Raw genomic sequence first — 24,881 nt, 5'->3', positions numbered from 1 at the left:
GCGAAAATGTCAGCGCCACCGCGCGCGGCGCGGCACAAAGCGGCCTTGCTTACGCCCGGCGCCGCGTTAACGATGGGCGGGCAGGCCGCTGGAACGAAAGCCGGATTGCAGGCATATTGCACGTCGGGGACGGAGAGCCGCGGCGCCTAGCGTGAACAGGCCGGAGGCCAGGATTCAAATGCGTTTCCAGATGCGTTCATTTTTTATCGCTTTCACCTCACTGATGCTTTTGAGCGCAGGCAGCGCGCAGGCCAAGGTCGAGATCACCGTCGACAAGGACAATCAGCAGATGACCGTCGCGGTCGACGGCGTCGCGCGCTACCACTGGCCGGTGTCGACCGGCATCCCCTCGCGCGAAACGCCTAACGGCGCGTTCCGCACCTTCCGGATGGAAGAGGATCACTACTCCAAGGAATTCGACGACGCGCCGATGCCGCACGCGATCTTCTTCACCAAGGTCGGCCACGCCATCCATGGCACCGACTCGGTCGGCCGTCTCGGCTCGCCGGCGTCCCACGGCTGCGTGCGGCTGTCGCGCCAGAATGCCTCGACACTCTATGCGCTGGTGCAGCAGCAGGGCGTGCTCAACACCACGGTGACGCTGACCGGCTCGGCGCAGGTGGCGCTGGCGCGCAATCCGCGCGGCCGCACTAACAATGCAGTCGCCCGCGCGCCGCAGCAGCCAGCCGAAGAGCAGTACGCGACCACGGGCGATCCCGTGAATCTGACGCCGCCGGCGCAGCCCGCCCGCCGCTACATGCCGCAGGACGACAATTACATCTATCCGGCCGACGGCAGCGACACTGGCGCACGGTATCCGGCACCGCGCGGCACACGCCCGCTCTATGATGCGCAGGTTTACCAGCAGCAGCCGCGTCCCTATTACGACCAAGGCTCCGGCCAGCAGGGCTATTACTATCAACCGCAGCCGCGGCAGGTTTACCAGCCGCGCGGCTATTACTACCAGAACTGACGCGGCCGCAGCTCCGTCACCGTCGTCAGTCGTCAGCGCGAACAACAGGATAGCTATTCGAGGCACCATGCCGTCACGTGCCACGACCATTCTGACTGTGCTCTCAGTTCTGATAACGGGGCGGGTCATGGCCTTTGATATCGAGGCGCATCGCGGCGGGCGAGCGCTGTTGCCGGAAAACACCCTGCCGGCCTTCGCCAACGCGCTCTCGATGGGCGTGGATACGCTGGAGCTCGACGTCGGCGTGACCGCTGACGGCGAAGTCGTCGTCTCGCATGAGCGCGGGCTCAATCCGGATCTCGCGCGCAGTGCTGGCAGGACTTACATTGCTCCGCCCGGCACGCCCTTCGTAAAACTGCGGCTGGACGAGGTCAGGACCTATGACGTCGGCCAGATCCGACCGGACAGTGCCTATGCGAAACAATTCCCCGACCAGCGCGCCGTGCCGGGGACACGCATTCCCACCCTGAGCGAGCTGTTCGCGCTGGTGCGGAAATCCGGCAACTCGCGTGTGCGCCTTAACATCGAGACCAAGATCGATCCGAACCATCCGGACGAAACGCTCGATCCGCAGGCCTTTGTCGCGAAGCTGCTGGGATTGATCGACGCCGAAACGTTTTCCGATAGGGTCATGATCCAATCCTTCGACTGGAGGACCCTGCAGCTCGTCCAGCAGCAGGCGCCGAAGATACCGACGGTGTACCTGACGCTCCAGCGCGGCACAGGCCAGACAGTCGTGCTGGACAAAGCCACCAACTGGACGGCAGGCTTCAGCCCGGCCGATCACGTCAGCTCGCTGCCACGGACGATCAAGGCGGCGGGCGGCGCAGTCTGGTCGCCCTATTTCGGCGATGTGACCTCCGCGCTGGTCGCGGAAGCCCACGAGCTCGGATTACGCGTCGTGGTGTGGACGGTCAACAAGCGCGAAGACATGGCGCGGATGATGGAGCTCGGCGTCGACGGGATCATTTCCGACAGGCCCGATCTGCTGCGCGAGGTTGCCGGCGAGAAGGGCATTGTGCTGCCGGCGGGGACGCCGGTCGCGCCGTAACCGTCGGCCTCGTGTCCGGACGCGGTCAGCATGCAATGCTGCTCCGCAGAGCCGGGACCCAGAGCGCCGCGCCATCAGCCCCGGCTCTGCAGCGCACCGCTAAACTGGACGATGCTTCGCATCGCCAGGGAAGCGCTGCGCTGCGTCCGGGGGATGGAGACGGGTGCCGCCCTACTCTCCATTCTTCAAACGCCGGTACAGGGCGCCCAGGATGTTGGAATAGTCGTCGGTCCAGACCCGTACCCTGTCGTCGGCTTCGGTCTGCTCCCAGACCTTGGAGGACGCGAGCCGACCGATGTCGGCCTCCTCGCGCGCGGAGATGACGACGTCGGTCGAGAAGATGTAGTCGCCATCACGCCCGGAATCCTCGTTGAAGACCCAGCTCTTGAGATCGTTGGCGTCCGCGATGCCGACCACGACGGTCTCGAGATCGAGATGCCGGTTGGAGACGTGCATCACCACAGCCCCGTTCGGCGCGAGCTTGTCCTTGTAGATCTTCATCGCCTCTTCGGTGGCGAGATGAATCGGGATCGCATCCGACGAATAGGCATCGACGATGATGAGGTCGTAGGCTCCGTCGGGCTCCTTTGCGAAGGTGAGGCGCGCATCGCCGATCACCGGCTTCATGTCCGGCAGACAACTCGAGATGTAGCGGAAATTTTTGGGGTCACGCGCGGCATCCACCATCGACTGGTCGATCTCGAAAAATTTCCAGTCCTCGCCAGGTTCGGCGGCGCAGGCGAGCGTGCCCGATCCGACGCCGATCGCGGCGACCTTGAGCGGCGCGCCCTTGCGCTCGCGGATCGCGCTGACGGCCTGACCGATGCCGCCGTCCTTGTGATAGTAGGTGATCGGCTCGGGCCGGCCGGTGACCGGCGTGCCGTCATTGTTGCGGAAGCGCTCGGCGCCGTGGATGGTGGTGCCGTGCATCAGCACGTGGAAATAGCCGCCGGGCGTCACCACGATCTTGTGCACGCCGAAGAAGCTGCGCACCGTCGTGACCCGGCCCTCGTCCGCCGGATAGACACGGATCAACGCCAGCGCGAGCGCGACGGTGGCGAAGATCTTCCAGCGGCCGGCATTGAGCGCCAGTGCCAGCAGCGCGGCGAGCACGCCGACGGCGCCGGCGACCCAGACGCGGTGATCCTCCAGCCAGGTCGAGGCGCTGCCGGTGGTATAGGACGGCGCGACCAGCGCCACCGCGAGCGCGGCGAGCACCAGCCAGTACCATTTGACGATGCCGGCGAGACGCTCGTTCGCGGACGGCCGGCACAGCGCGGCGAGCGCGATCAGGATCGGGTATTCGGCGATCCACGAGAAGGTGAAGGGAGCAACGAGGCCAGCAAAGAGACCGCCGACCATACCGCCGAACGACAATGCTACATAGAAGCCGGTGAGATATCTGGCCGCCGGCCGGGTCCGCGCCAGCTCGCCGTGGCAGGCCATGGCAATGACGAAGAAGCAGAGTTGGTGGCCACCGAGTGTCAGCAGCAAATTCTGCTCGCCGCCGAAGGCGAGCAGGACGATGACGCCCGCGATCGCGACCGGCTGCAGCATCAGCATCCATTTGTGCGGCAGCAGCGGTCGCGACTGGAACACCACGACCCAGGTGAGCAGGTACAGCGACAGTGGCAGCACCCACAGCAGCGGCGCCGCCGCGACGTCGGTCGAGATGTGCGCGGTGACGGCGATGAGCAGACCCGAAGGCACCGCGGCGAGGAAGATCCAGCGCAGCCGCGTCACGATATCAGGCGCTGGCGCATTGATCTCCTCGGTCCGCGCATCGGCCATTGCGAGCTTCGGCGAGCGCAACAACAGCACGCCACAGGCGGCGATCAGGAAGATCAGCAGGCCATAACCACCGGTCCAGAACCGGTTCTGCGCATGCAGCGTGAACATCGGCTCGAGCAGGAACGGATAGGACAACAGCGCGAGGAAGCTGCCGATGTTGGAGGAAGCGTAGAGGAAGTAGGGATCGTGCCCAGCGGGATGGCCGGTGCGGACGAACCAGGCCTGCAGCAGCGGATTGTTGGCGGCGAGCGCAAAGAACGGCAGGCCGATCGAAACCACGAACAGGCCGAGCAGCCAGAACGCATAGCCCGAAGCGGGCGGCTCGCCATAGGCGGAGGCTATTCCGAGCGGCAGCGTGGCGAAGGCCAGCACCAGCAACACCAGATGCACGGCCACCGGCACGACGCGGCTCCTCGCCTGCATCAACAGATGCGCATAGGCGTAGCCCGCCAGCAGCAGCGACTGGAAGAACACCATCGCCACCGACCACACCGCCGGCGAGCCGCCGAGCCGCGGCAGCACCATCTTCGTGAACAGCGGCTGCACCGAGAATAGCAGCAGCGCGCTGACAAAGATCGCAGCGGTGTAGACCGTCAGCAGCAACCGGTTGCGCGAGGACGACGGCTGCTCCGTGGCGGCAGGTTGCACGATCGAATCCATGGAAGCTCCAGCCTACATTCCCCGGCGGGCGCCGGACGCGCGCAATGGAGCACAAGGCGCCTGAACGGGCAATAAAGGCGCTCGTGATGTTGCAGCGAGGAATGCTTGATATAGAGATGTCGTTCCGGGGCGATGCGAAGCATCGAACCCGGAACCTCGATATTCTCCGGTGCGGAGCCCGCACCATAGTTCGCGCTTCGCGCGCCCCGGAAAGACACCAGGGAATCATGAGCGAAACCGACGTCCTCATCATCGGCGCGGGGCATAACGGCCTCACCTGCGCGGCCTATCTCGCGAGCGCAGGCCTGCGCGTGCGCGTGGTCGAGCGCCGCAAGGTGGTCGGCGGCGCCGCGGTCACGGAGGAGTTTCACCCCGGATTCCGCAATTCGGTCGCGGCCTACACTGTGAGCCTGCTCAATCCGCAAGTGATCCGCGACCTCAAGCTCGCCGAGCAGGGCCTCCGGATCGTCGAACGGCGCGCCCAGAACTTTCTGCCCTCGCCGGATGCCAGCTATCTCCTCACCGGCGAAGGGCGGACAAAGGCATCAGTCGCGCGGCTGAGCGCGCATGACGCAGACGCGCTCGACGGATTTTCGCGCGAGCTGGAGGACATCGCCGACGTGCTGCGGCAGTTCGTGCTCCGCGCGCCGCCGAACCTCGTCGACGGCTTTGGCGCGGCAGCCGTTCGCGAAGGCGTCAACGCCTGGAAGACGGCCAACATCCTGCGCGGTCTCACGCTCGAACAGAGCCGCAGCCTGCTCGATCTCTTCACCCGCTCGGCCGGCGAGATGCTGGACGAGCGCTTCGAGCATGATTTGGTCAAGGCCCTGTTCGGCTTCGACGCCATCGTCGGCAACTATGCCAGCCCCTACGCCGCCGGCTCAGCCTATGTGATGCTGCATCACGCCTTCGGCGAGGTGAACGGCAAGAAGGGGGTCTGGGGTCACGCCATCGGCGGCATGGGCGCGATCACGCAGGCGATGGCGCGCGCGGCACAGGGCCGCGGCGTCGTGATCGAAACGGATGCCGGCGTCCGTGAGATCATCGTCGAGCGCGACCGCGCCGTCGGCGTCGTGCTGGAAAACGGCACGGCCATCCGCGCCAAATATGTCGCAGCCAATGTCAATCCAAAGCTGCTCTACACGCGGCTGGTCGCGGCCGACGCGCTTCCTGCGGACTTCCTCGGCCGCATCCGGCACTGGAAGAATGGCTCCGGCACCTTCCGCATGAACGTTGCGCTGGACCGCCTGCCCTCCTTCACGGCGCTGCCCGGCGAGGGCGATCATCTCAGCTCCGGCATCATCCTGGCGCCAAGCCTCGGCTACATGGACCGCGCCTGGCTCGATGCGCGGGCGCAGGGCTGGAGCCGGGAACCAGTCGTCGAGATGCTGATCCCCTCGACCCTCGACGACACGCTGGCCCCAGCTGGAAAGCACGTCGCCAGCCTGTTCTGCCAGCACGTCGCACCGGAGCTTCCCGATGGAAAGTCGTGGGACGACCATCGCGACGAGGTCGCCGATCTCATGATCGCGACGGTGGACAAATACGCGCCTGGTTTTGCGGCGAGCGTGCTGGGCCGCCAGATCCTGTCCCCGCTCGATCTCGAACGGCAGTTCGGCCTCCTCGGCGGCGATATCTTCCATGGCGCGCTGACCTTGAACCAGTTGTTCTCGGCGCGGCCGATGCTTGGCCATGCCGATTATCGCGGGCCGTTGAAGGGCCTCTATCATTGCGGCTCCGGCGCCCACCCCGGCGGCGGCGTCACCGGTGCTCCCGGCCATAACGCCGCGCAGGCGATCTTGAGAGATCACCGGTCGCTGTTCGGAAGCCGTGGATAGGTCTGTGGATGAGCTGTGGACTGGCTGTTGAATGGCCTGTGGTCAGACAGAGGATACATGGGCCAGAACGTCGGGACCGAACTTGGGGAAAGCCGGTGGACAATCGCGGGACAAGCGGGTGGACGGCGTCCCGGCAGGCGGTGGACAATTTGTGAAGATCACTGAGAACGCTCGTCCGGAAACGACCTCGCCCGCCAGGGGTATCCCCTCGCGGGCGACGATCAGGAATAACCTCAAAGAAAAATCGCCCCCGCTGGGAAATGGAGGCGGAAATTACTTCAAGGAGCTGCTAATCGAAGTGAACTTGTCGTTCAGGGTGACGCCCAGGCTGTTCACCACGGTGATGATCGCCAGAGCGATACCTGCGGCAATCAGGCCGTACTCGATCGCGGTTGCACCGGACTCGTCCGACCAGAACTTTTGAACCATGCGTTTCAAGACTCGTCTCCGTTTCAATTCCAAGCTGTGTTGGTTGGCTTCGACATCCGCAAAGATACGGGGCGCAACCTACAGCCCGGTTAACCGGGGAACCGCAACTTATGCGGAAAATTGGCGACGAAAGTTCCAAAAATTGAACTCAACGGAACCCTGAATGCAGCCTTCTCCCACCCATCGCGCCAGCTTTTCGATCGGCAGCGAGGCCGACGCCAGGCGCGTCGTCGACGTGCTCACCGAGGTGTTTTTCGACGGCGATGCGGCGGTTGCCGCCTTCGAGCGGCCGGACGGACCATGGGACGTCACGCTCCATTTCGCCGAGGCGCCCGACCAGGCTTGGCTGCGCGAACTCGTTGCAACTTCAGCAGGAAATGCGATCGCCGAGACGCTTCTCTTCGACACCGTCGAGGCCAAGGACTGGGTCAAGGCCAGCCTGGAAGATCTCGTCCCGGTCCCGGCCGGGCGCTTCGTCCTGCACGGCAGCCATGACCGCGATCGTGTGGCGCCGAACAAGCTCGCGATCGAGATCGAGGCGGCGCTTGCCTTCGGCACTGGCCACCACGGCACCACCCGTGGCTGTTTACTGCTGCTTGACCATGTCCTTAAGAGTTCCCGTCCGAGAAACCTGCTCGACCTCGGCACCGGAACCGGCGTACTCGGCATCGCGGCCGCCAAGGCCCTGCATCGCGCGGTGCTCGCCTCCGACATCGACCCGCCGTCGGTGCGGGTGGCGGCCGAGAACGCGGTAATGAACGAGGTCGGCAACCAGGTCCGGGTCATCCGCGCGACCGGCTTCGCCGCCCCGGATTTCGGAAAGGCCGGTCCGTTCGACCTGGTGCTGGCCAACATCCTCGCCAACCCGCTCAGGCAATTGGCGGGCCCGATGGCGCGGCATCTCGCGCCCGGCGGACGCGTCATCCTCTCCGGCCTGTTGACACACCAGGCCCCCGCCGTGATCGCCGCCTACCGCGCGCGCGGCCTCGTGCCGTTGAAGCATCTGCGGATCGAGGGGTGGAGCAGCCTGTTGCTGCGGAAGGTGGATTGAGCGAAGCGCCGTAGGGTGGGCAAAGCGCAAGCGTGCCCACCATCTCGCCCTCGAATAGAAGATGGTGGGCACGGCGCTACGCGCCTTTGCCCCACCCTACGGCATCATCGATGCCGCTACTCTGCTGCCTTCTCATCCCGCTGCAGCGCGCGCTCATCCTGCAAGGTACGCTTCGCGCGGCGCTCGGCGATACGGTCGATCATCTGGCGCATGACGCCGCGCGGCTTCTTCGGAGCCGCCGCAGTCGGGGTGCGACGCACTGGCGGCGTAATCTTCTCAAACGTGAATGCTGGCATCGTGTGTCCCCTCGCCGTTGAGATGAACCACCTGCTCGAATTTCCCTGTCATCCGGACGAAGCGCAACTGCCGCATCCTTTACTCCACTCAATTCGAATGGAACCATTCAAGCACAGTCCATGCCAGATGCGACGCGAATGCGTCCAGATTGCGGACTCGTCCCCATGATCCTAAAGTGATCCACCATGTTCGAAGCACACTTCCAGACATTCGAGGAGCCGGAGGCCGGCGTCGCATTGACGGCACGGCTCGCCGCACTTCGCGAAGAACTCGCCCGCCGCAAGCTGACCGGCTTCGTGATCCCGCGCGCCGATCAGCAGCAGAACGAATATGTGCCGCCGTCGGAAGAGCGGCTGGCCTGGCTGACCGGTTTCACGGGCTCGGCGGGCCTCGCGGTGGCGCTGACCCAGGAGGCCGCATTGTTCGTCGACGGCCGCTACACGCTTCAGGCCGCCAAGCAGGTCGACGCAAAGGCCTGGGCCGTGGAATCGCTGATCGACCCGCCGCCGGAGAGCTGGGTGTCCGCGCATCTGAAAGCCGGTGACCGCCTCGGATTTGATCCGTGGCTGCACACTTTTGCGGCAGCCGAGCGCCTGTCCGCCGCATGCGCCAGGGCCGGCGCCGAGCTCGTCGCGGTCGACAGCAATCCAATCGACGCAATCTGGCAGGACCGCCCGCAGCCACCACTCGCCCCCGTCGCCGTGCACAGCCTGCAGAATGCCGGCGTCACTGAAGCCGAGAAGCTGACGCAGATCCGAAACGAGATCGGCAAGCTCGGCGCCGACGCATTGGTGCTGTCGGACAGCCACGCGGTGGCCTGGACCTTCAACATCCGCGGGGCCGACGTCGCCCACACCCCGTTGCCGCTGTCCTATGCGCTGGTGCCGAAGGACGGCCGTCCAACCATCTTCATCGACCACCGAAAACTCTCCAACCTGACGCGCGACCATCTCGAGCAGTCCGCCGACGTGCGCGAGCCCGATGCGATGGCGCCGACGCTGATGGCGCTCGCCAAGAGCGGCGGATCGATTGCGCTCGACAGCGCCACCGCGGCCGACGCACTCAGCCGGCTGATCGCGGGGGCCGGCGGCAAGCCGGTGCGCGGTAGCGATCCGATTGCACTGCTCAAGGCGGTCAAGAACGCCACCGAGATCAAAGGCACGCAGACGGCGCATCGGCGCGACGCCGTGGCGCTGGCGCGCTTCCTCGCCTTCATCGACCGCGAGGCCGCGAGCGGCAAGCTCACGGAGATCGACGCGGTCGAGGCGCTGGAGACATTCCGCCGCGACACCGGCGCGCTGAGGGACGTGTCGTTTCCCACCATCTCGGGCACCGGCCCGAACGGCGCCATCGTGCACTACCGCGTCACCCGCAAGAGCAACCGGCGGATCGCACCCGGCGACCTGCTGCTGATCGATTCCGGCGCGCAGTACGAAGACGGCACCACCGACGTCACGCGCACCATGGCGGTGGGCGAACCCACCGCTGAGATGCGCGACCGCTTCACCCGCGTGCTGCGCGGCCATATCGCGATCGCGCGCGCCGTCTTTCCGGACGGCACCACGGGCGCGCAGCTCGATACGCTGGCACGGCAATACCTCTGGGCCGCCGGCGTCGATTTCGAGCACGGCACCGGTCACGGCGTCGGCAGCTATCTCTCGGTGCACGAAGGGCCGGCGCGGATCTCGAAGCTCGGTACCACGCCGCTGAAGCGCGGCATGATCCTCTCCAACGAGCCCGGCTATTACAAGACCGACGGTTTCGGCATCCGCATCGAGAACCTGGAGCTGGTGGTGGCCGCCGACATCAAGGGCGCCGAGAAGCCGATGAACGCGTTCGAGACGCTGACGCTAGCGCCGATCGACCGCCGCCTCATCGATGTCGCGATGCTGAGCCGCGACGAACTCGGCTGGCTCAATGCCTACCACGCGCGCGTCCGGACCGAGGTGCGGCCCGCGCTGGACGAGGCGACGCAGGCCTGGCTCGATCAGGCGACGGCGGAGCTGAAGGCGTAGGGTCACCCTGCCGCAGCGCGCATGGCGCTACGCCGTATGCGCAACGCTGTTTCCCGACACGGAGGCTAAAGCGAATATCGCGCCTCCAGCATAACCATCCCGGAATCCGTATAGCCGCATTCCGAAACGCCGATATCCGTCTTGCGCGAGCGCGCTACAGTCGATCCGAACTCGAAAGACGGACACAATGCACGGCATGATCAGCAAGCCGCCGGGAGCGGCGGCGAACCTCGCGACGTCGCGCCTGGTGCTGCTGTTGCTGGTCGTGATGACCGGAGTCGCGCCGATCTCGCTCTACATCCTGGTTCCGGCACTGCCGGTGCTGGCGACGAATTTCGGCAGCGACATCTCGATCGCGCAGATGACGGTGTCGCTCTACATGGTCGGCATCGCGCTGTCGCAGCTGATCATGGGACCGCTGTCGGACCGATTCGGACGGCGTCCGGTGCTGCTCGGAGGGCTGGCGCTGATGGTCGTGGCCAGCGTCGCGTGCATCTTCGCCGAGACCTTGCCGCAATTGATCGCCGCACGCTTTTTCCAGGCGCTCGGCGGCGCCTCCGGCATGGTGATCAGCCGTGCCATCATCCGCGACATCTACGAGCGCGACCGCGTCGCCTCAATGATCAGCCTCGTGGTCGCGGCGCTGATGATCGGGCAGATGGTTTCCCCGCTCACCGGCGGCCTGATCGAGACCGCGTTCGGCTGGCGCGCGATCTTCTACGCCATCACCATCGCCGCGATCATTGTCGCCGTCGGCATCGCGGTGGCGCTGCCCGAAACGCGGCGCAGTCGCGCCGCCGGCAGCGGCTTCCGTGGCGACGTCGGCATCCTGATCCGCAACCGCGCCTTCGTCGGCTATGTGATGTGCCAGGTGCTGGCCTCGCAGATCATCTTCACCTTCGCAGGCGGCGGCCCCTACATCGTGGTGACGCAGATGGGCCGCAGCAGCGCCGAATACGGCGCCTGGTTCGCGACCTCGGGCTTTGCGTTTCTCGTCGGAAACCTGCTCTGCGTACGCTTTGCGCCGCGGCATTCGCTGGAAAAACTGATCTGGTTCGGGCTCGCCCTCCAACTCGCCGGCAGCCTTGCGAACCTGCTGTGGAGTATCATCGGCTGGAACGAGGCCCCGGCCTGGCTGTTCGGCACGCAGATGATCGTGATGGCCGGCAATGCCTTCGTGATGGCGAATTCGGCCGCCGGCGCCATCAGCATCCGCCCCGAGGCCGCCGGCACCGCCTCCGGCACGATGGGCTTTCTACAGCAGGGCATCGGCGCGCTGATGTCGCAATTCGGGGCCTATCTCGGCGGCCACTCCGCAACGACGCTGCCGCTCACCGGCGCAGTCCTCGCGATCTCGCTGCTCTGTGCTTGCGTGATGATCTTCGTCGTCCCCCGCCGCGAAGTGGTGGTGAGCGAGGCACTGATCGAGCAGGCGGAAGAGGAAGAGAGCGGGATGATGTGAGCTTTCGCTATGCGACGGCTTTCACGACACGCTCGGTGTCATCCTCCGCGAAGGCGGGGGATCCAGTATTCCAGAGACGCTGCGGGGATACGGATAGGCTGCGGCGTACTGGATTCCCCGCCTTCGCGGGGAATGACGGCGGAGTGTGTGGCGCAAAGCGCGAACCCTCACTCCCCGATCAGCGTCAGCCACTCGTCCTCGGTCAGCACCTTGACGCCGTGCTTGTTGGCCTCGGCCAGCTTCGAGCCCGCGCCGGGGCCGGCGACGACGAGATCGGTCTTCTTCGACACCGAGCCTGAGACCTTGGCGCCCAACCGCTCCGCTGTGGCCTTGGCCTCGTCGCGCGTCATCTTCTCCAGCGAGCCCGTGAACACCACCGTCTTGCCGGCGACGGCCGAGTTGCTCTTCGGCTTCTCGGCGTCGACGATCTCGACTTCCTTGGTCAGCCGCTCGACGATGCCGCGGTTGTGGCTCTCGCCGAAATAATCGGCGATGCTCTTGATCACGGTGTCGCCGATCTGGTCGAGCGCGTCCATCTCGGCCATCGCCTCCTCGTCGCCCTTGGCGACCTTGAGGCAGGCATCGTGGAAGGCGTCCCACGAGCCGTAGCCGCGTGCCAGCGCCAGCGCAGTGGTCTCGCCGACATGACGCATGCCGAGCGCATAAATGAAGCGCTCGAGCGCGATTGTGCGCCGAGACTCGATGGCGCCGAACAGGTTGCGCACCGAGGTCGCGCCGTAGCCTTCGATCTCCTCGAGCTTCAGCTTCGCGTTGCGCTTCTCCAGCGTGAAGATGTCGGCGGGCTCCTTGACCCATCCCTCGTCGAAGAAATACTGCAGCTGCTTCTCCCCTAAACCGTCGATGTCGAAAGCACGGCGCGAGACGAACAGCTTCAGGTGTTCGATCTTCTGATAGGGGCAGGCGAACTCGCCGCTGCAGCGGGCGCGGGATTCCTCTTCGCCGGCGGCGGTTGCGCCGCGGACGACGTCGGTGTGGAGCGGGCACGGACACTTCTTCGGGAAAGAGAATTCCCTGGCGCCTTTCGGCCGCTTGTCCAGGACGACGTCGACGATCTGCGGGATCACATCGCCGGCGCGCTGGACCACCACGGTGTCGCCGATCCTGATGTCGCGCCCCTCGCGCAGCACCTCGCCCTTGTTGCCGATGCCCTTGATATAGTCCTCGTTGTGCAGCGTGACGTTCTGCACGATCACACCGCCGACGCCGACCGGTTCGAGCTTGCCGACCGGCGTGAACGAGCCGGTGCGACCAACCTGAATCTCGATGTCGCGCAGCACAGTCATGGCCCGCTCGGCCGGGAATTTATGCGCGATGCCCCAGCGCGGCGTGCGCGAGACGAAGCCGAGCCGCTCCTGCCAGTCGATGCGATCGACCTTGTAGACGACGCCATCGATATCGTAGTCGAGCTCGGCGCGCTCTTCCTCGATGCTCTGGTGGAACGCGACCAGCTCCTCGACGGAGTGGCACAGCTTGGTCAGCGGATTGGTCTTGAAGCCGCAGCGCTCGAACCAGCCGATCATGCCGCTCTGCGTGCCTTCCGGCATCGCGCTCATCTGCCCCCACGCATAGGCGAAGAAGCCGAGGGGGCGCGAGGCGGTGATGGTCGGGTCCTTCTGCCGGAGCGAACCGGCGGCCGAATTGCGCGGGTTGGCAAAGATGGTGTCGCCGGCCGCCTTCTGCCGCTCGTTGAGCGCGAGGAACGCCTTTTTGGTCATGTAGACCTCGCCGCGGACCTCGCAGATGTCGGGCACGTTGCGCCCTTTCAGCTTCTGCGGCACGTCTTCGAGCGTGCGGATGTTGGCGGTGACATCCTCGCCGACCGCACCGTCGCCGCGCGTCGCCGCGGTGACGAGCTCGCCGCCCTCGTAGCGCAACGACATCGAGAGGCCGTCGATCTTCGGCTCGGCGGAGAAGTTGACCTTGTCGTCGTCGAGCTTCAGGAAGCGCACGATGCGGCCGACGAAGTCGCGCACGTCCTCTTCTGCAAAGGCGTTGTCGAGCGACAGCATCGGAACGGAGTGCCGAACCTTCTTGAAGCGGCCTGACGGCGCCGCGCCGACCTTCTGCGAGGGCGAGTCCGAGGTGACGAATTCAGGAAAGCGCTTCTCGATCGCGTTGAAGCGCTGGCGCAGCGCGTCGTACTCGGCGTCGGTGACGGTGGGCGCGTCCTCTTGATAGTAGCGCTCGTTGTGCCCCTCGATTTCAAGCGCCAGCCGCATGTGCTCGACCTTGGCCTGGGCCTTGGTGAGGTCGGCGACGTCGCGAAGCGGTGTTGCTTTGGATTTTGCTGCTCTGGCCATGGTGCTTGGATACGACGGAGCGGGCGGAAGGGTAAAGATGGGCGGAGGACTTGTTCCCCGGACGCAGTGCTGCGCTTCTTCAGCGGTGCACTGCAGAGCCGGGGCCCATGCGGCGGCATTCTGGGTCCCGGCTCGCGCTATGCGCGTCCGGGACACGAGGTCTAACTTGCCGCCTTGAGCAGCCTCTCGGCCGCCGCCCTCGCCTCGGCCGTGATCTCGGCGCCGGCCAGCATGCGGGCGATTTCCTCGCGGCGGTGGTCGGCGGCCAGCGCATTGACCCGGGTGGCGACGCGCTTGCCCTTGTCGAGGGCGTCCTTGGAGATCAGGAGGTGCTGGTCGGCGCGGGCGGCGACCTGCGGGGCGTGGGTCACGGCCATCACCTGCACCTTGCCGGCAAGCCGCGCCAGGCGCCCACCGATGGCGTCGGCGACCGCACCGCCCACGCCGGTGTCGATTTCGTCGAACACCAGCGTCGGCGCCGAGCCGCGGTCGGACAGCACGACCTTGAGCGCCAGCAGGAAGCGCGACAGCTCGCCGCCCGAGGCAACCTTCATCATCGGTCCCGGCTTGGTGCCCGGATTGGTCTGCACCCAGAACTCGACGCGGTCGAAGCCTTGCGGTCCCGGAGTTGCCTCATCGGTCGCGACCTGGGTCATGAACTTTGCGCGTTCGAGCTTGAGCGGCGCCAGCTCGGCGTTGACCGCCTTGTTGAGCTTTTCCGCCGATTTCTGCCGCACCAGCGACAGCTTCTTGGCGGCGGCGGCATAGCGGCTATCTGCCTCGATCGCGGCCTGCTCCAGCTTTTTCAGCCGCGAGGCGCCGGCATCGATCAGCACGACGTCGGCGGCGTATTTGGCGGCCAGCGCGGCGAGCCCGTCGACCGGCGTCGAATATTTGCGCGAGGCGGCCCTCAGCGCGAACAGGCGCTCCTCGATACGTTCGAGCTCGGCCGGATCGAAATCGGTCGCCGCGAGTGCCGCCTGCAGATGCTGGTCGGCTTCCTCCAGCGCGTTGATCGCCATGTCGATCGCCTTCACGGCGGGCTCGACCAGCGCCGGCGAATTGACGCCGCGGCGTTCCAGTCGTCGTACCGCTGCCGACAGCGTCGAGACCGGCGAATGGTGGCCACCGACAGCCTCCTGCGCCTCGCGCAAATCGGAGGCGATCTTCTCGCCCTGCATCATGGTGGTGCGGCGGTTGGCGAGCGAGGTCTCCTCGCCGTCCTTGGGCGCAAGCTGCTTCAGTTCGGCGGAGGCGTGGCGTAGATAGTCGGCCTCGCGCGCGGCGCGCTCCATGCCGGCGCGATGCTCCTCCAGCGCGGTATTGGCAGTCCGGCGTGCGTCCCAGAGCGATTCGACCGCGGCAACGTCCTTCTCCAGGCCGGCGAACGCGTCGAGCAGGCGGCGGTGGGTGGCGGCGTCGACCAGCGCGCGCTCATCATGCTGGCCGTGGATCTCGACCAGGGCGGCGCCGACCGCCTTCAGGGTCTGCACGCTGATCGACTGGTCGTTGATGAAGGCCCGGGTGCGGCCGTCGGCGAGCTGCACGCGGCGCAAGATCATCTCGCCGGTGTCATCCAGGCCGTTCTCGGCAAGGATCTTCGTCGCGGGGTGATTCTTGGGGACATCGAATACGGCGGTCACCTGCCCCTGCTCCACGCCGTGGCGCACGAGGCCGGCGTCGCCGCGGCCGCCGAGTGCGAGCGCAAAGGCATCGAGCAGGATGGATTTGCCCGCACCGGTTTCGCCGGTCAAAACCGCGAGGCCGGTGGCGAATTCGATATCGAGCCGTTCGATCAGGACGATGTCACGGATCGACAGACGCGCCAGCATGGAACCAAATTTCCTAGCCGAGACCCATCTTCTTGAAGGTCCGGCTGATCCAAGACCCCTGATTCTCGCTCGGTTCGAGACCGCCGGATTTTACAAGATTATAGGCGTCCTTGTACCAGCGGCTGTCAGGAAAATTGTGCCCAAGCACGGCCGCCGCGGTCTGCGCCTCCCCGACGATGCCGATCGCCATATAGGCCTCGGTCAGCCGGAACAGCGCTTCCTCGACATGGCGGGTGGTCTGGTACTGCGTGACGACGGTCTTGTAGCGGTTGATCGCCGCCGTGTAGTCGCGCTTCTGCGCGTAATAGCGGCCGACATTCATTTCCTTGCCGGCAAGCTGGTCGCGCGCACCCTCGATCTTGGCCTTGGCGGACGTGGCGTATTCCGAGTTCGGATATTTGCGCACCACCTCTTCGAGGGCGGCGATCGCCTTCTCGGTGCGGGCCTGGTCGCGGCTGATGTCCGGAATCTGGTCGTAATGGGAAGCGGCGATCAGATATTGCGCGTAGGCCGCATCCGGGCTGCCGGGATGCAGTGTGACATAGCGGGTGGCGGCGCCGATGCAGCCGTCGAAGTCGCCGCCCTGATAGGACGCATAAGCCGACATCAGCAGCGATTTGCGGGCCCAGTCGGAATAAGGATGCTGGCGGTCGACCTCTTCGAACTTCTTGTTCGCCGCCTTCATGTCCTTCTTCTCGTTCATGAGGTACAGGCCCTCATTGTAGATCTTGTCGGCGGGCTCCTCGACGAAGGTGTCGTCCTTGGCGGTGAACTTGTCCCAGAGCGAGCCGGTGCCGCAGCCGGCCAGCGGCAGCGCGAGCAACATGAAGGTCACGGCCTGCAGCAGCCCACGGGCCCGCGACGAGACCGAGAAATATCCGCGCGTCGTACGCTGTGCCGACATGAGTTTAAGCCCTGACGCCCTGTGATGCGGTGCCGCCAGCCCATGAACCCCGTCATGGGCGCGAAATGTAACCGTGGTGCCTGCCATGCGACCACGCCGATGTATCCGAAAAGCGATCTTTAACCAACCGGATAGGCAGGCATTCCGCCCGGATTAAGGCGAACGTGCCGCAATCCTAGCCGATCATGGTTACCAGGAGTTTCCCCGGGGTAAGCCGCTGCCTGAGGCCGGCGGCAACAACTCTGTTCAGGACACGTCCGGCCCGTAGGCCGCAGCGATCCGGCCGCCGACGATACCGCGACCGACCTCGCCCACAGGACGCGTGGTGCGGCGGGCCGCCTCGCCCTCGACCACCCGCCAGGCGGTACGGTCGGCGAGCAGCGCGGTCAGGACAGCGTGGTTGAGCTTGTGGCCGCCACGCACCGAGCGATAGGCGCCAAGCAGCGGCAGGCCGGCCAGCGACAGGTCGCCGATCACGTCCAGCACCTTGTGGCGGGCGCATTCGTCGGCGTAGCGCAGGCCCTCGGTGTTGAGCAGCCGCTCGTCGTCGAACACGACGGTGTTGTCGAAGGAAGCGCCGAGGGCATAGCCCGCGCTCCAAAGCCGCGCGACGTCGCTCATCAGACCGAAGGTCCGGGCCCGGCCGACTTCGCGGCGGAAACGCTCCGGATTGAGGTCGAAGGCGTAGCTCTGCTGGCCGATGACGGGATTGGTGAAATCGATCTCGACCTCGACGCAGAACCCGTTGGCAAAGGGCCTGATCTCGCCGAAGGAGTCGCCGATCTTGACCGAGATCGGCTTCAAAACCTGAATGAAGCGGCGCTGTGCCGGCTGGGTAACGATGCCGGCCTGGTCGATCGCCGCAATGAAGGCCGCCGCGCTGCCGTCCATGATCGGCACTTCGGGACCATCGATCTCGATGGTGGCGTTGTCGACACCCATACCCCGCAGTGCAGCAAGCACGTGCTCGGCGGTGGACACCAGCGGACCGTTGCGATCGCCGAGGACGGTAGCGAAGTCGGTCGCGATCACCTGCTCGGCGGTCGCCTGAACTTCGCGATCACTTCCCTCGAGGCCGGTGCGGACAAAAATAAAACCCGCGTCGACAGGCGCAGGCCCAAGGGTGAGAGTGACGGGAAGACCGGAATGAACGCCCACGCCTGCCACGGAGGCTTGCGCACGAAGCGTTGTTTGCCGGCTAAATTTCATCAGGAACCCGCCCCACTACGACCCACTGCGACTTATACGAGACCCACTTGGCCGGCCAGTGCCGAGCTCCTGCGAATCCGTATCCCCAAGTCACGGCAAACCATAGTCACTGCCTCAAACAGCGCCAACTCACGCTTTTTTACCGATTGTTACCCCAAACCTGCCGTATTCGCGCCAAGGCTTAACCAAATTGCGCCGGGGTTTCGGGTCGCTTCCGGCAGTTTGACTGAACACCCAAACACGTAATTAATTATTTAAAATCAGTTGCTTGTCTGCGCAATCCGGATATGCACGGGACAAAAGGAAAGGTCCCGGCAAGCTTGTTGCCGGGACCTTTTTTCGTCTGCCTTATTGTAACAATCCTCAGGTCGCCTGCCGCCGCAGGAAGGCCGGGATATCAAGATGGTCGTCGCCCTGTGGCGCCGGCGCAACAGGCGCCGGACGGCCGTGCATGTCCAGCCCCTGCGGCGCGGGACGGCGGGCATACTCGGATACCGGCTCGCTCGACGCGATCTGCTGCGCCACGGTCTTCTGCTGCCGGCGCTCGGGCAGCGGCGGCATCGCGGGACCGGCGGTGCGGGCCGCGACCGGCGGCTCGCTTTCCTCGTCGCGACGGCCGAGGCCGACATTGGCGAGGCGCTGCAGCAGCGACAGGCGGGTCTTCTGCGGAGTCTCCTCCTCGACCTCGCCGCGGGCCTGGCGAATCTCGGCCTGGGCCGGCATCGGCAGCTCATCGAGGCGCGGCATACGCGGCGCACGGACCGGCGCACGCTCGGCCTGCGGCGGGATGAAGTTTTCCGGCGTCATCGGCTCCTGCATCGCGACCGGGGCCATGTCGGGCTCCGGAAACAGCGTCGGCTTCTGCGCGATCGGGCGCACGGTGACGTCACCATAGGTCTGCATCGGCGCGGGCGCCTGCGGGACCTCCGCAACGGCGGCGGCGATGGCGGCCAGCGCGGCGCGCTCGACATTCGGACGGGGCGCCATCGGCGCGGCAGCGACCGGGGCTGCGGCCGGAATCTGGCCTTCCAGCTTCTGGGCGCGCTCAGCCATACGCTGATTGTCGGCGCGGAGCCGCGCGGTCAGGTCGGCAAGACGGCTCTCGGCGGCGACGGCCGGAACTGCGGGCGCCTGCTGCGCCTGCGGCGCCGCGTTCGCAACCGGGGCGGAGGTCGCCTGGCTGTTGCGGGCGATCGCGGCCTGCTCGATGCCGGTGGCAACGACGGAGACGCGGATCAGGCCGTCGAGCGCTTCGTCGAAGGTGGCGCCGACGATGATGTTGGCGTCCTGGTCGACTTCCTCGCGGATACGGGTCGCGGCTTCGTCGACCTCGAACAGGGTGAGGTCCTTGCCGCCGGTGATGGAGATGAGGAGGCCCTTGGCACCCTTCATCGAGCTATCGTCGATCAGCGGGTTGGCGATCGCGGCTTCGGCGGCGGTCAGCGCCCGCTTGTCGCCGGAGGCTTCGCCGGTGCCCATCATCGCCTTGCCCATTTCCCTCATCACCGCCCTCACATCGGCGAAGTCGAGGTTGATCAGGCCTTCCTTGACCATCAGGTCAGTGATGCAGGCAACGCCCGAGTACAGCACCTGGTCGGCCATCGCGAAGGCGTCGGCGAAGGTGGTCTTCTCGTTGGCGACCCGGAACAGGTTCTGGTTCGGGATGATCAGCAGCGTATCCACGACCTTGTGAAGCTCGTTGATGCCGGCTTCCGCCGTGCGCATGCGGCGGCCGCCCTCGAAGTGGAAGGGCTTGGTCACGACGCCGACGGTGAGGATGCCCATATCGCGCGCGGTCTTGGCGATCACGGGAGCTGCACCGGTACCGGTGCCGCCGCCCATGCCCGCGGTGACGAACACCATGTTGGCGCCCGAGAGATGGTCGCGCAGCTCGTCGATCACCTCTTCCGCCGCCGCCGCGCCGACGTTCGGCTGCGAGCCGGCGCCGAGGCCTTGCGTGACCGCCGTGCCCATCTGCACGATGCGCTGCGCCTTCGACATCGTCAGCGCCTGCGCGTCGGTGTTGGCGACCACGAAGTCGACGCCCTGGAGGCCCGCCGTGATCATGTTGTTGACGGCGTTGCCACCGGCGCCGCCGACGCCGAACACGGTGATCCGGGGCTTCAACTCGTGAATATCAGGAACGTTGATGCTGATGGTCATGTTTGCCTCTCGATCACGTGCGCGTGGGTTCGCCCCGGCCGGCGGCCGCGGGAGTTGGTGAAAGTCGGGAATTGCGGAAATGAATCATCAGAAGCCCTCGCGTAGCCATCGTCCGACCTTTCCGAAATAACCGCCGGTCCCTGTCCTGACCTGCTGCCGCGTATGCCGCGGTTCGACATGTTCGTGGTGAACATATTGCGGGTAGACGAGGAGTCCGGCGGGCACCGCGAACGCGGCGTTCTTCGCCTCGTTGGGCAGCCGGCCGAAGCCGAGCGGACGTCCGACCCGCACGGGCCGGCCGAGAATCTGGGTGCCGAGTTCGACGAGGCCGGTCAGCTGCGAGGCGCCGCCCGAGAGTACGACCCGGCCGTTGGGCTCTGAGGCGAAGGGCGAATCCTTCAGCTTGTCCCGAACCATTTCGAAGACTTCCTCGGCACGGTGCTTGACGATGTTGGCGATGGTGGCGCGAGAGACGATCTGCGGCAGATCCTGCTCGTCACCGGCTGTCGGCACAGACATCAGCTCACGCGAGTCCGATCCGCCGGTGATGACGGTCCCGTATAACGTCTTGATTCGCTCGGCATCGGCAATGGTCGCGGAGAGTCCCCGCGCCAGATCCATCGTGATGTGTTGCCCGCCGACCGCAAAACCCGCCGCATGCACGAAACGGCCGCCCGAATAAACGGCAATCGTGGTGGTGCCGGCGCCCATCTCGACGACCGCTGCGCCGAGATCGGCCTCGTCGTCGGTCAGCACCGACAATCCGGCGACATATGGGCTCGCCGCCATGGCTTCGACATTGATGTGGCAGCGTTCGACCGCCAGCATCAGGTTCCGCGCCACGGTGGCGTCGCAGGTGACGACGTTCATGTCGACGCCGAATTGATGGGCGACCATGCCGCGGGCGTCGCGGATACCCTTGACGCCGTCGAGCGTGTAGCCGACCGGCAGCGCGTGCAGCACGGTGCGGCCTTCGCCGGTGGCGTGACGCATGCCGGTCGAGGTGACGCGGCTGACATCGGCCTGCGTCACGGCGCCACCACGGATGTCGGCGGCGGCCTCGACCAGTTGGCCGGAAAGCCGGCCGCCGGAGACCGAGAGCAGCACGGACTCGACCCGCACCTTGGCCATTTTCTCCGCGAGCGCGACGGCCTGGCGCACGGCCTGCTCGCATTCGGTAAGGTCGATCACCGCCCCGGCCTTCATGCCGCGCGACTGGATCTGGCTGTAACCGATCAGTTCCACCGCATGGGTGCGGCCGCGCAGCGCCTCGCTCGGCGGTGACGGCTTCAGCCGCGCGATCATGCAGGCGATCTTGCTGGTGCCGATGTCGAGACAGGCGACGAGGCCGCCGCGCTTGTGCGGCATCGGGCGCGTCTTCGGCGTCTGGGTGCGATCGAGACCGGTCATGCGGCGTCCCCGGCCTTCTTTTTCTTCTTGTCCTTGAACAGCTCCTCGCGCGCCTTGGCGGCGTCCTCGGACAGCTGCACCACCAGACGATCGGGCAGGCGCATGTCGACGGCGACGATGTCGCGCGAGAACAGCCTGCCCTCCTTGTCGAGCTTGGACAGCATCGCCAGCGCGTTGCCGACGTCCTGCTCGGGCAGGCGGATGTCGAGACCGTCCTTGAGCCTCAGGTTCCAGCGCCGCTCGCCGACGAAGATCGCGGCCTTGGTGATCGAGTTGACCTGCGGATAGCGCGCCAGCAGCGCGAGGAAATCGCGGGCCTGACTCTCGGCGCCCTTGCCGACCACGAGCGGCAGCGACAGGAAGCGGCGCGAGACATAGGGTTCGAGCACGGCGCCGTCATCGGCGATCACCGAGAGCCGGCCGGCCTCCTGCCACAGCGCGAATGGCTTGCGCTCGGTGAGCTCGATCATCAGCTGGCCCGGATAGAGCTTCAGCACGGTCGCATCGGCGATCCACGGATTGCCCTTGAGCTTGTCGCGCACCGCGTCAGCATCGAGGAACAGCAGCGAGGAACGGCCGCTGACGCCGCCGATCGCCAGGATCTCGTCCTGGGTGAGCTGCTTGCGGCCATTGATCACGACGGAGGTAATGCGGAAGCCGGCGGAATTGGCCAGCGCGTTGCGGGCATCGCTGACCGCGGTGATGAAATCCTGGAGATGGCCGCCCTTGACGATGCCGAAACCGCAGCTTCCGATCAGCAGCAGCACGGTCATGCTGATCCCGACCCGGCGCGGCAGATAGCGCTCGATCAGCGCGACCACGCGCGGCGGCGGCTCACGCTCGACGATGGCCTTGGCCTTGATCTTGGCGGCAGCACGGGCGGCGTGAAGTCTTTGCTGGCGCTTGTCCTGCAGCCACTCGCGCAGAAGCACGACCGCTCCGACAGCGGCCGCCTTCAGGTCGGCTTGGGGCCTCAGCGATCTGAAAAGCGACCGGGTGAGGCTTCCTGCTCCATCCATTGCACGAGCTCGTCAACAGTTTGCCCGCGACATCGCGCGGATCCTGGCGAACATGACGTCTTCGACGTGCCGGGCCGGGTGCTGGTCTTCAGCAGAAGAAGCCTCTCCCCTTCAAAGCGTTCGCTGGAGGTGACGTCACCCCCGAGAGCTCACGCGCCGGCAGCCAAAGCGCCATATGCGCCGCCAGCGTTAACCTTCGGACGTCCTGGTAAACAAAAGGTAAAGTTCGTTAACGTCCGGCGCATTTTGCCCCGCGATGTGAGGCATTTATGCCGCGATGTCCGGCATTTTACCGGTTTTGGACCCCAAACCGGCCCGTTTCGCCGATTCGGCCGTTAACCAGTCCTAATTATTTCCGCACGCGCTGCCCGGCGAGCTCCACCAGGCCGCGCAGGAAGTCGACGAATTCGATGCCCTCGGCTTTCAGCGCCTTGGGGTAGAGCGAGGACTTGGTCAGCCCGGGCAGCGTGTTGGTCTCGAGATAGATGAGGCCCTTGTCCGAGACGATGAAGTCCGACCGGGAATAGCCGGCGCAGGACATCGCGCGGTGCGCCAGCATCGCCTGGGCCTTCAGCGCGGCGGTGATCTCGGGTGCGAAACGGCCCGGGCAGATCTCCTGGGTCGACTTCAGGAGATATTTTGCAGCGTAATCGAAATTGCCCTCGCCCGGAATGATCTCGATCGGCGGCAGCGACATGATCGAACCATCGGTGCGCTCCAGCACGCCGCAGGTCGCCTCGACGCCGGCGATGTAGGGCTCGATGACGTACTCTTCGTGCTTGGCCGCGTTGCGGACGGCGACGAGATCCTGCTTGGCGTTGACGAAGATCAGGCCGTAGCTCGATCCGTCGCGCGCCGGCTTTGCGATCAGCCTGCCGTATTCGGCAAATGCCTCGTCGATCTCGTCGAGCGCTATGTTTGCCGGTGACGTCACGCCGCCAAGCGCGGCGAAATGCTTGGCCGCGATCTTGTCGAAGGCCAGATGCGAGGAGGCCGAGCCAGAGCCGGTGAAAGGCACGCCGCGCGCTTCGCACATCACCTGCAATTCGCCGTTCTCGGCGCGCCCGCCATGCAGGCCGAGCACCAGGACGCGACCTTCCGCCTTCGCCCGGTCGAGTGCCTGCTCCAGCGGGATGCCGCGCGTTCCGGGCTTGAACTCGTCCTCGAAGGGGCGGGCATGTTCGAGCAGTTGCTTCGACTGCACCACATGCACCTTGTCCTCGACATCCCACCACCACAGATCGGCCTCGGGCAATGCCTGATGCAGGGCCTGGGCCGAGGCGACCGAAACCAGACGCTCGCGGTTGGAGCCGCCGAAGAGGATGGTGATGCGCATGTCTTTTGTTACCTATCCTAGCCAGTCGTCGTCATTCCGGGATGCGCCGTAAGGCGCAGGCCCGGAATCCATAACCACGAGCCGGGGTTATGGATTCCGGGCTCGCGACTGCGTCGCGCCCCGGAATGACACTCACACGGAAACCCCGATCCGCTTGATTTCCCAGTGTAGCTCAATTCCGGAATTTGCCTTCACGCGTTCGCGCACGGTCTCGCCCAGCGTCTCGATGTCGTGTGCGGTGGCATCGCCCGTGTTGATCAGGAAATTGCAGTGCATCTCGGAGACCTGCGCGCCGCCGACGCGCAAGCCGCGGCAGCCGGCGGCATCGACCAGCTTCCAGGCGGAATGGCCGGGCGGGTTCTTGAAGGTCGAGCCGCCGGTCTTTTCGCGGATCGGCTGTGCGGTCTCGCGATGCGTCTGCACCTCCGCCATGCGCGCGCGGATCGCATCGGCATCCTTGATCTCGCCGCGAAACCGCCCGGAGGTGAAGATGATGGAGGGATCGACGCCGCTGTTGCGGTAGACGAACTTCATGTCGGCATTGGAGAAGGTGTGCTTGCTGCCGTCGCGACCGACGCCGCGCGCTTCGACCAGCACGTCCTTGGTCTCACCGCCATTGGCGCCGGCATTCATGCGCAGCGCGCCGCCGATCGTGCCGGGAATGCCGAAGTAGAATTCGAGCCCGCCGATATTGGCCGACGCGGCCACCTCCGCCACGCGCTTGTCGAGCGTGGCAGCACCGGCAGTGACGATATCGCCGCTGGCGCTGGCCTCGCCGAAGGCGCGCGGCGCCAGCCGGATCACGACGCCCGCAATGCCGCCGTCGCGCACGATCAGATTGGAGCCGACACCGACGACGTAGACGGGAATGTCGGGCGCAAGATGCGCGAGGAAGTAAGCGAGATCGTCCTCATCCGCCGGCGTGAACAGCACCTGGGCAGGGCCGCCGACGCGAAACCAGGTCAGCTCGGCCAGCGACTGGTTGGCCAGCAGCCGCCCGCGCAGCTCCGGCATCGCGGCTTTGAGCTCGGGCGTGATGTCGGGAAAGCTCATGCCACTTCCTCAAGTGAAGAAGGCACAATCTCTCCGTTCCCTCCCCCCTTGCGGGGTCCGAGGCGAG

General features: G+C 65.7%; 18 protein-coding genes. 6 read left to right on the top strand and 12 right to left on the bottom strand.

Translation table 11 applies throughout. The features are described 5' to 3' along the window. The first annotated feature begins 178 nt into the window (after positions 1–178). Together XI03_RS22190 and XI03_RS22185 are read left to right on the top strand one after the other, a co-directional pair. Entirely contained in the window at positions 179–973 is a 795-nt protein-coding gene (locus XI03_RS22190; protein ID WP_028145513.1) for a L,D-transpeptidase, read from the top strand. 67 nt (positions 974–1,040) lie between these two features. Then, the gene (locus XI03_RS22185) at positions 1,041–2,024 is read left to right on the top strand and encodes a glycerophosphodiester phosphodiesterase (protein ID WP_271593346.1); all 984 of its coding nucleotides are present in this window, start codon (positions 1,041–1,043) and stop codon (positions 2,022–2,024) included. Between the two features lie 171 nt (positions 2,025–2,195). Here XI03_RS22185 and XI03_RS22180 read toward each other — a convergent pair whose 3' ends face one another. After that, positions 2,196–4,475, bottom strand: coding sequence for a spermidine synthase (locus tag XI03_RS22180; RefSeq protein ID WP_271593345.1), 2,280 nt, complete (start codon positions 4,473–4,475; stop codon positions 2,196–2,198). Between the two features lie 227 nt (positions 4,476–4,702). On the opposite strand from XI03_RS22180, the gene XI03_RS22175 reads away from it, so the two are divergent. Then, positions 4,703–6,313 (top strand): phytoene desaturase family protein, encoded by a 1,611-nt coding sequence (locus XI03_RS22175; RefSeq protein ID WP_271593344.1) that lies wholly within the window; start codon positions 4,703–4,705, stop codon positions 6,311–6,313. Positions 6,314–6,586: 273 nt separating this feature from the next. Here XI03_RS22175 and XI03_RS22170 read toward each other — a convergent pair whose 3' ends face one another. Next, positions 6,587–6,742, bottom strand: coding sequence for a Flp family type IVb pilin (locus tag XI03_RS22170; protein WP_018322539.1), 156 nt, complete (start codon positions 6,740–6,742; stop codon positions 6,587–6,589). A gap of 163 nt (positions 6,743–6,905) precedes the next feature. On the opposite strand from XI03_RS22170, the gene XI03_RS22165 reads away from it, so the two are divergent. Next, the gene (locus XI03_RS22165; protein ID WP_271593343.1) at positions 6,906–7,793 is read left to right on the top strand and encodes a 50S ribosomal protein L11 methyltransferase; all 888 of its coding nucleotides are present in this window, start codon (positions 6,906–6,908) and stop codon (positions 7,791–7,793) included. 116 nt (positions 7,794–7,909) lie between these two features. On the opposite strand, the gene XI03_RS22160 is transcribed toward XI03_RS22165, so the two are convergent. Beyond that, complete coding sequence (locus tag XI03_RS22160) at positions 7,910–8,089, bottom strand: hypothetical protein (RefSeq protein WP_028145518.1); 180 nt, start codon at positions 8,087–8,089, stop codon at positions 7,910–7,912. Between the two features lie 186 nt (positions 8,090–8,275). Between XI03_RS22160 and XI03_RS22155 the strand changes: the two genes are divergently transcribed. Then, positions 8,276–10,105, top strand: coding sequence for an aminopeptidase P family protein (locus XI03_RS22155; protein WP_271593342.1), 1,830 nt, complete (start codon positions 8,276–8,278; stop codon positions 10,103–10,105). Between the two features lie 187 nt (positions 10,106–10,292). Further along, the gene (locus XI03_RS22150) at positions 10,293–11,567 is read left to right on the top strand and encodes a multidrug effflux MFS transporter (RefSeq protein ID WP_271593341.1); all 1,275 of its coding nucleotides are present in this window, start codon (positions 10,293–10,295) and stop codon (positions 11,565–11,567) included. A gap of 167 nt (positions 11,568–11,734) precedes the next feature. Here the strand turns inward: XI03_RS22150 and ligA are convergent, their stop codons facing one another. From ligA to murB, 9 genes are all read right to left on the bottom strand, one after another. Next, positions 11,735–13,888, bottom strand: coding sequence for an NAD-dependent DNA ligase LigA (gene ligA, locus XI03_RS22145; RefSeq protein WP_271593340.1), 2,154 nt, complete (start codon positions 13,886–13,888; stop codon positions 11,735–11,737). A 161-nt stretch (positions 13,889–14,049) separates the two neighbouring features. Further along, positions 14,050–15,720, bottom strand: a complete 1,671-nt coding sequence (gene recN, locus XI03_RS22140) for a DNA repair protein RecN (protein ID WP_271593339.1) — start codon at positions 15,718–15,720, stop codon at positions 14,050–14,052. A gap of 13 nt (positions 15,721–15,733) precedes the next feature. Beyond that, positions 15,734–16,624 carry an outer membrane protein assembly factor BamD gene (locus XI03_RS22135; protein WP_028145523.1) on the bottom strand — a complete coding sequence of 297 codons (891 nt, stop codon included), beginning with the start codon at positions 16,622–16,624 and terminating at the stop codon, positions 15,734–15,736. Positions 16,625–16,870: 246 nt separating this feature from the next. Next, on the bottom strand, positions 16,871–17,833 hold the full coding sequence (gene lpxC, locus XI03_RS22130) for a UDP-3-O-acyl-N-acetylglucosamine deacetylase (RefSeq protein ID WP_028145524.1): 963 nt from the start codon (positions 17,831–17,833) through the stop codon (positions 16,871–16,873). A 363-nt stretch (positions 17,834–18,196) separates the two neighbouring features. Next, positions 18,197–19,996: a cell division protein FtsZ gene (gene ftsZ, locus XI03_RS22125; protein ID WP_028145525.1), complete on the bottom strand. Its 1,800-nt coding sequence runs from the start codon at positions 19,994–19,996 to the stop codon at positions 18,197–18,199. A gap of 87 nt (positions 19,997–20,083) precedes the next feature. Continuing rightward, a complete protein-coding gene (ftsA, locus tag XI03_RS22120) occupies positions 20,084–21,406 on the bottom strand; it encodes a cell division protein FtsA (protein ID WP_028145526.1) in 1,323 nt (440 codons plus the stop codon). After that, positions 21,403–22,425, bottom strand: a complete 1,023-nt coding sequence (locus XI03_RS22115; protein ID WP_271593338.1) for a cell division protein FtsQ/DivIB — start codon at positions 22,423–22,425, stop codon at positions 21,403–21,405. The genes ftsA and XI03_RS22115 overlap by 4 nt, the downstream gene beginning before the upstream one ends. A 349-nt stretch (positions 22,426–22,774) precedes the next feature. Next, entirely contained in the window at positions 22,775–23,761 is a 987-nt protein-coding gene (locus XI03_RS22110) for a D-alanine--D-alanine ligase family protein (protein WP_271593337.1), read from the bottom strand. A 132-nt stretch (positions 23,762–23,893) separates the two neighbouring features. After that, on the bottom strand, positions 23,894–24,814 hold the full coding sequence (gene murB, locus XI03_RS22105) for a UDP-N-acetylmuramate dehydrogenase (protein WP_152102501.1): 921 nt from the start codon (positions 24,812–24,814) through the stop codon (positions 23,894–23,896). Between the last annotated feature and the right edge of the window lie 67 nt (positions 24,815–24,881).

Source organism: Bradyrhizobium sp. CCBAU 65884 (genome assembly GCF_028128835.1).
In the GTDB taxonomy this organism is placed as follows: domain Bacteria; phylum Pseudomonadota; class Alphaproteobacteria; order Rhizobiales; family Xanthobacteraceae; genus Bradyrhizobium; species Bradyrhizobium ottawaense.
The sequence above is the reverse complement of the archived record's forward strand: the minus strand, read 5'-3'. Positions and strand labels throughout refer to the sequence as shown.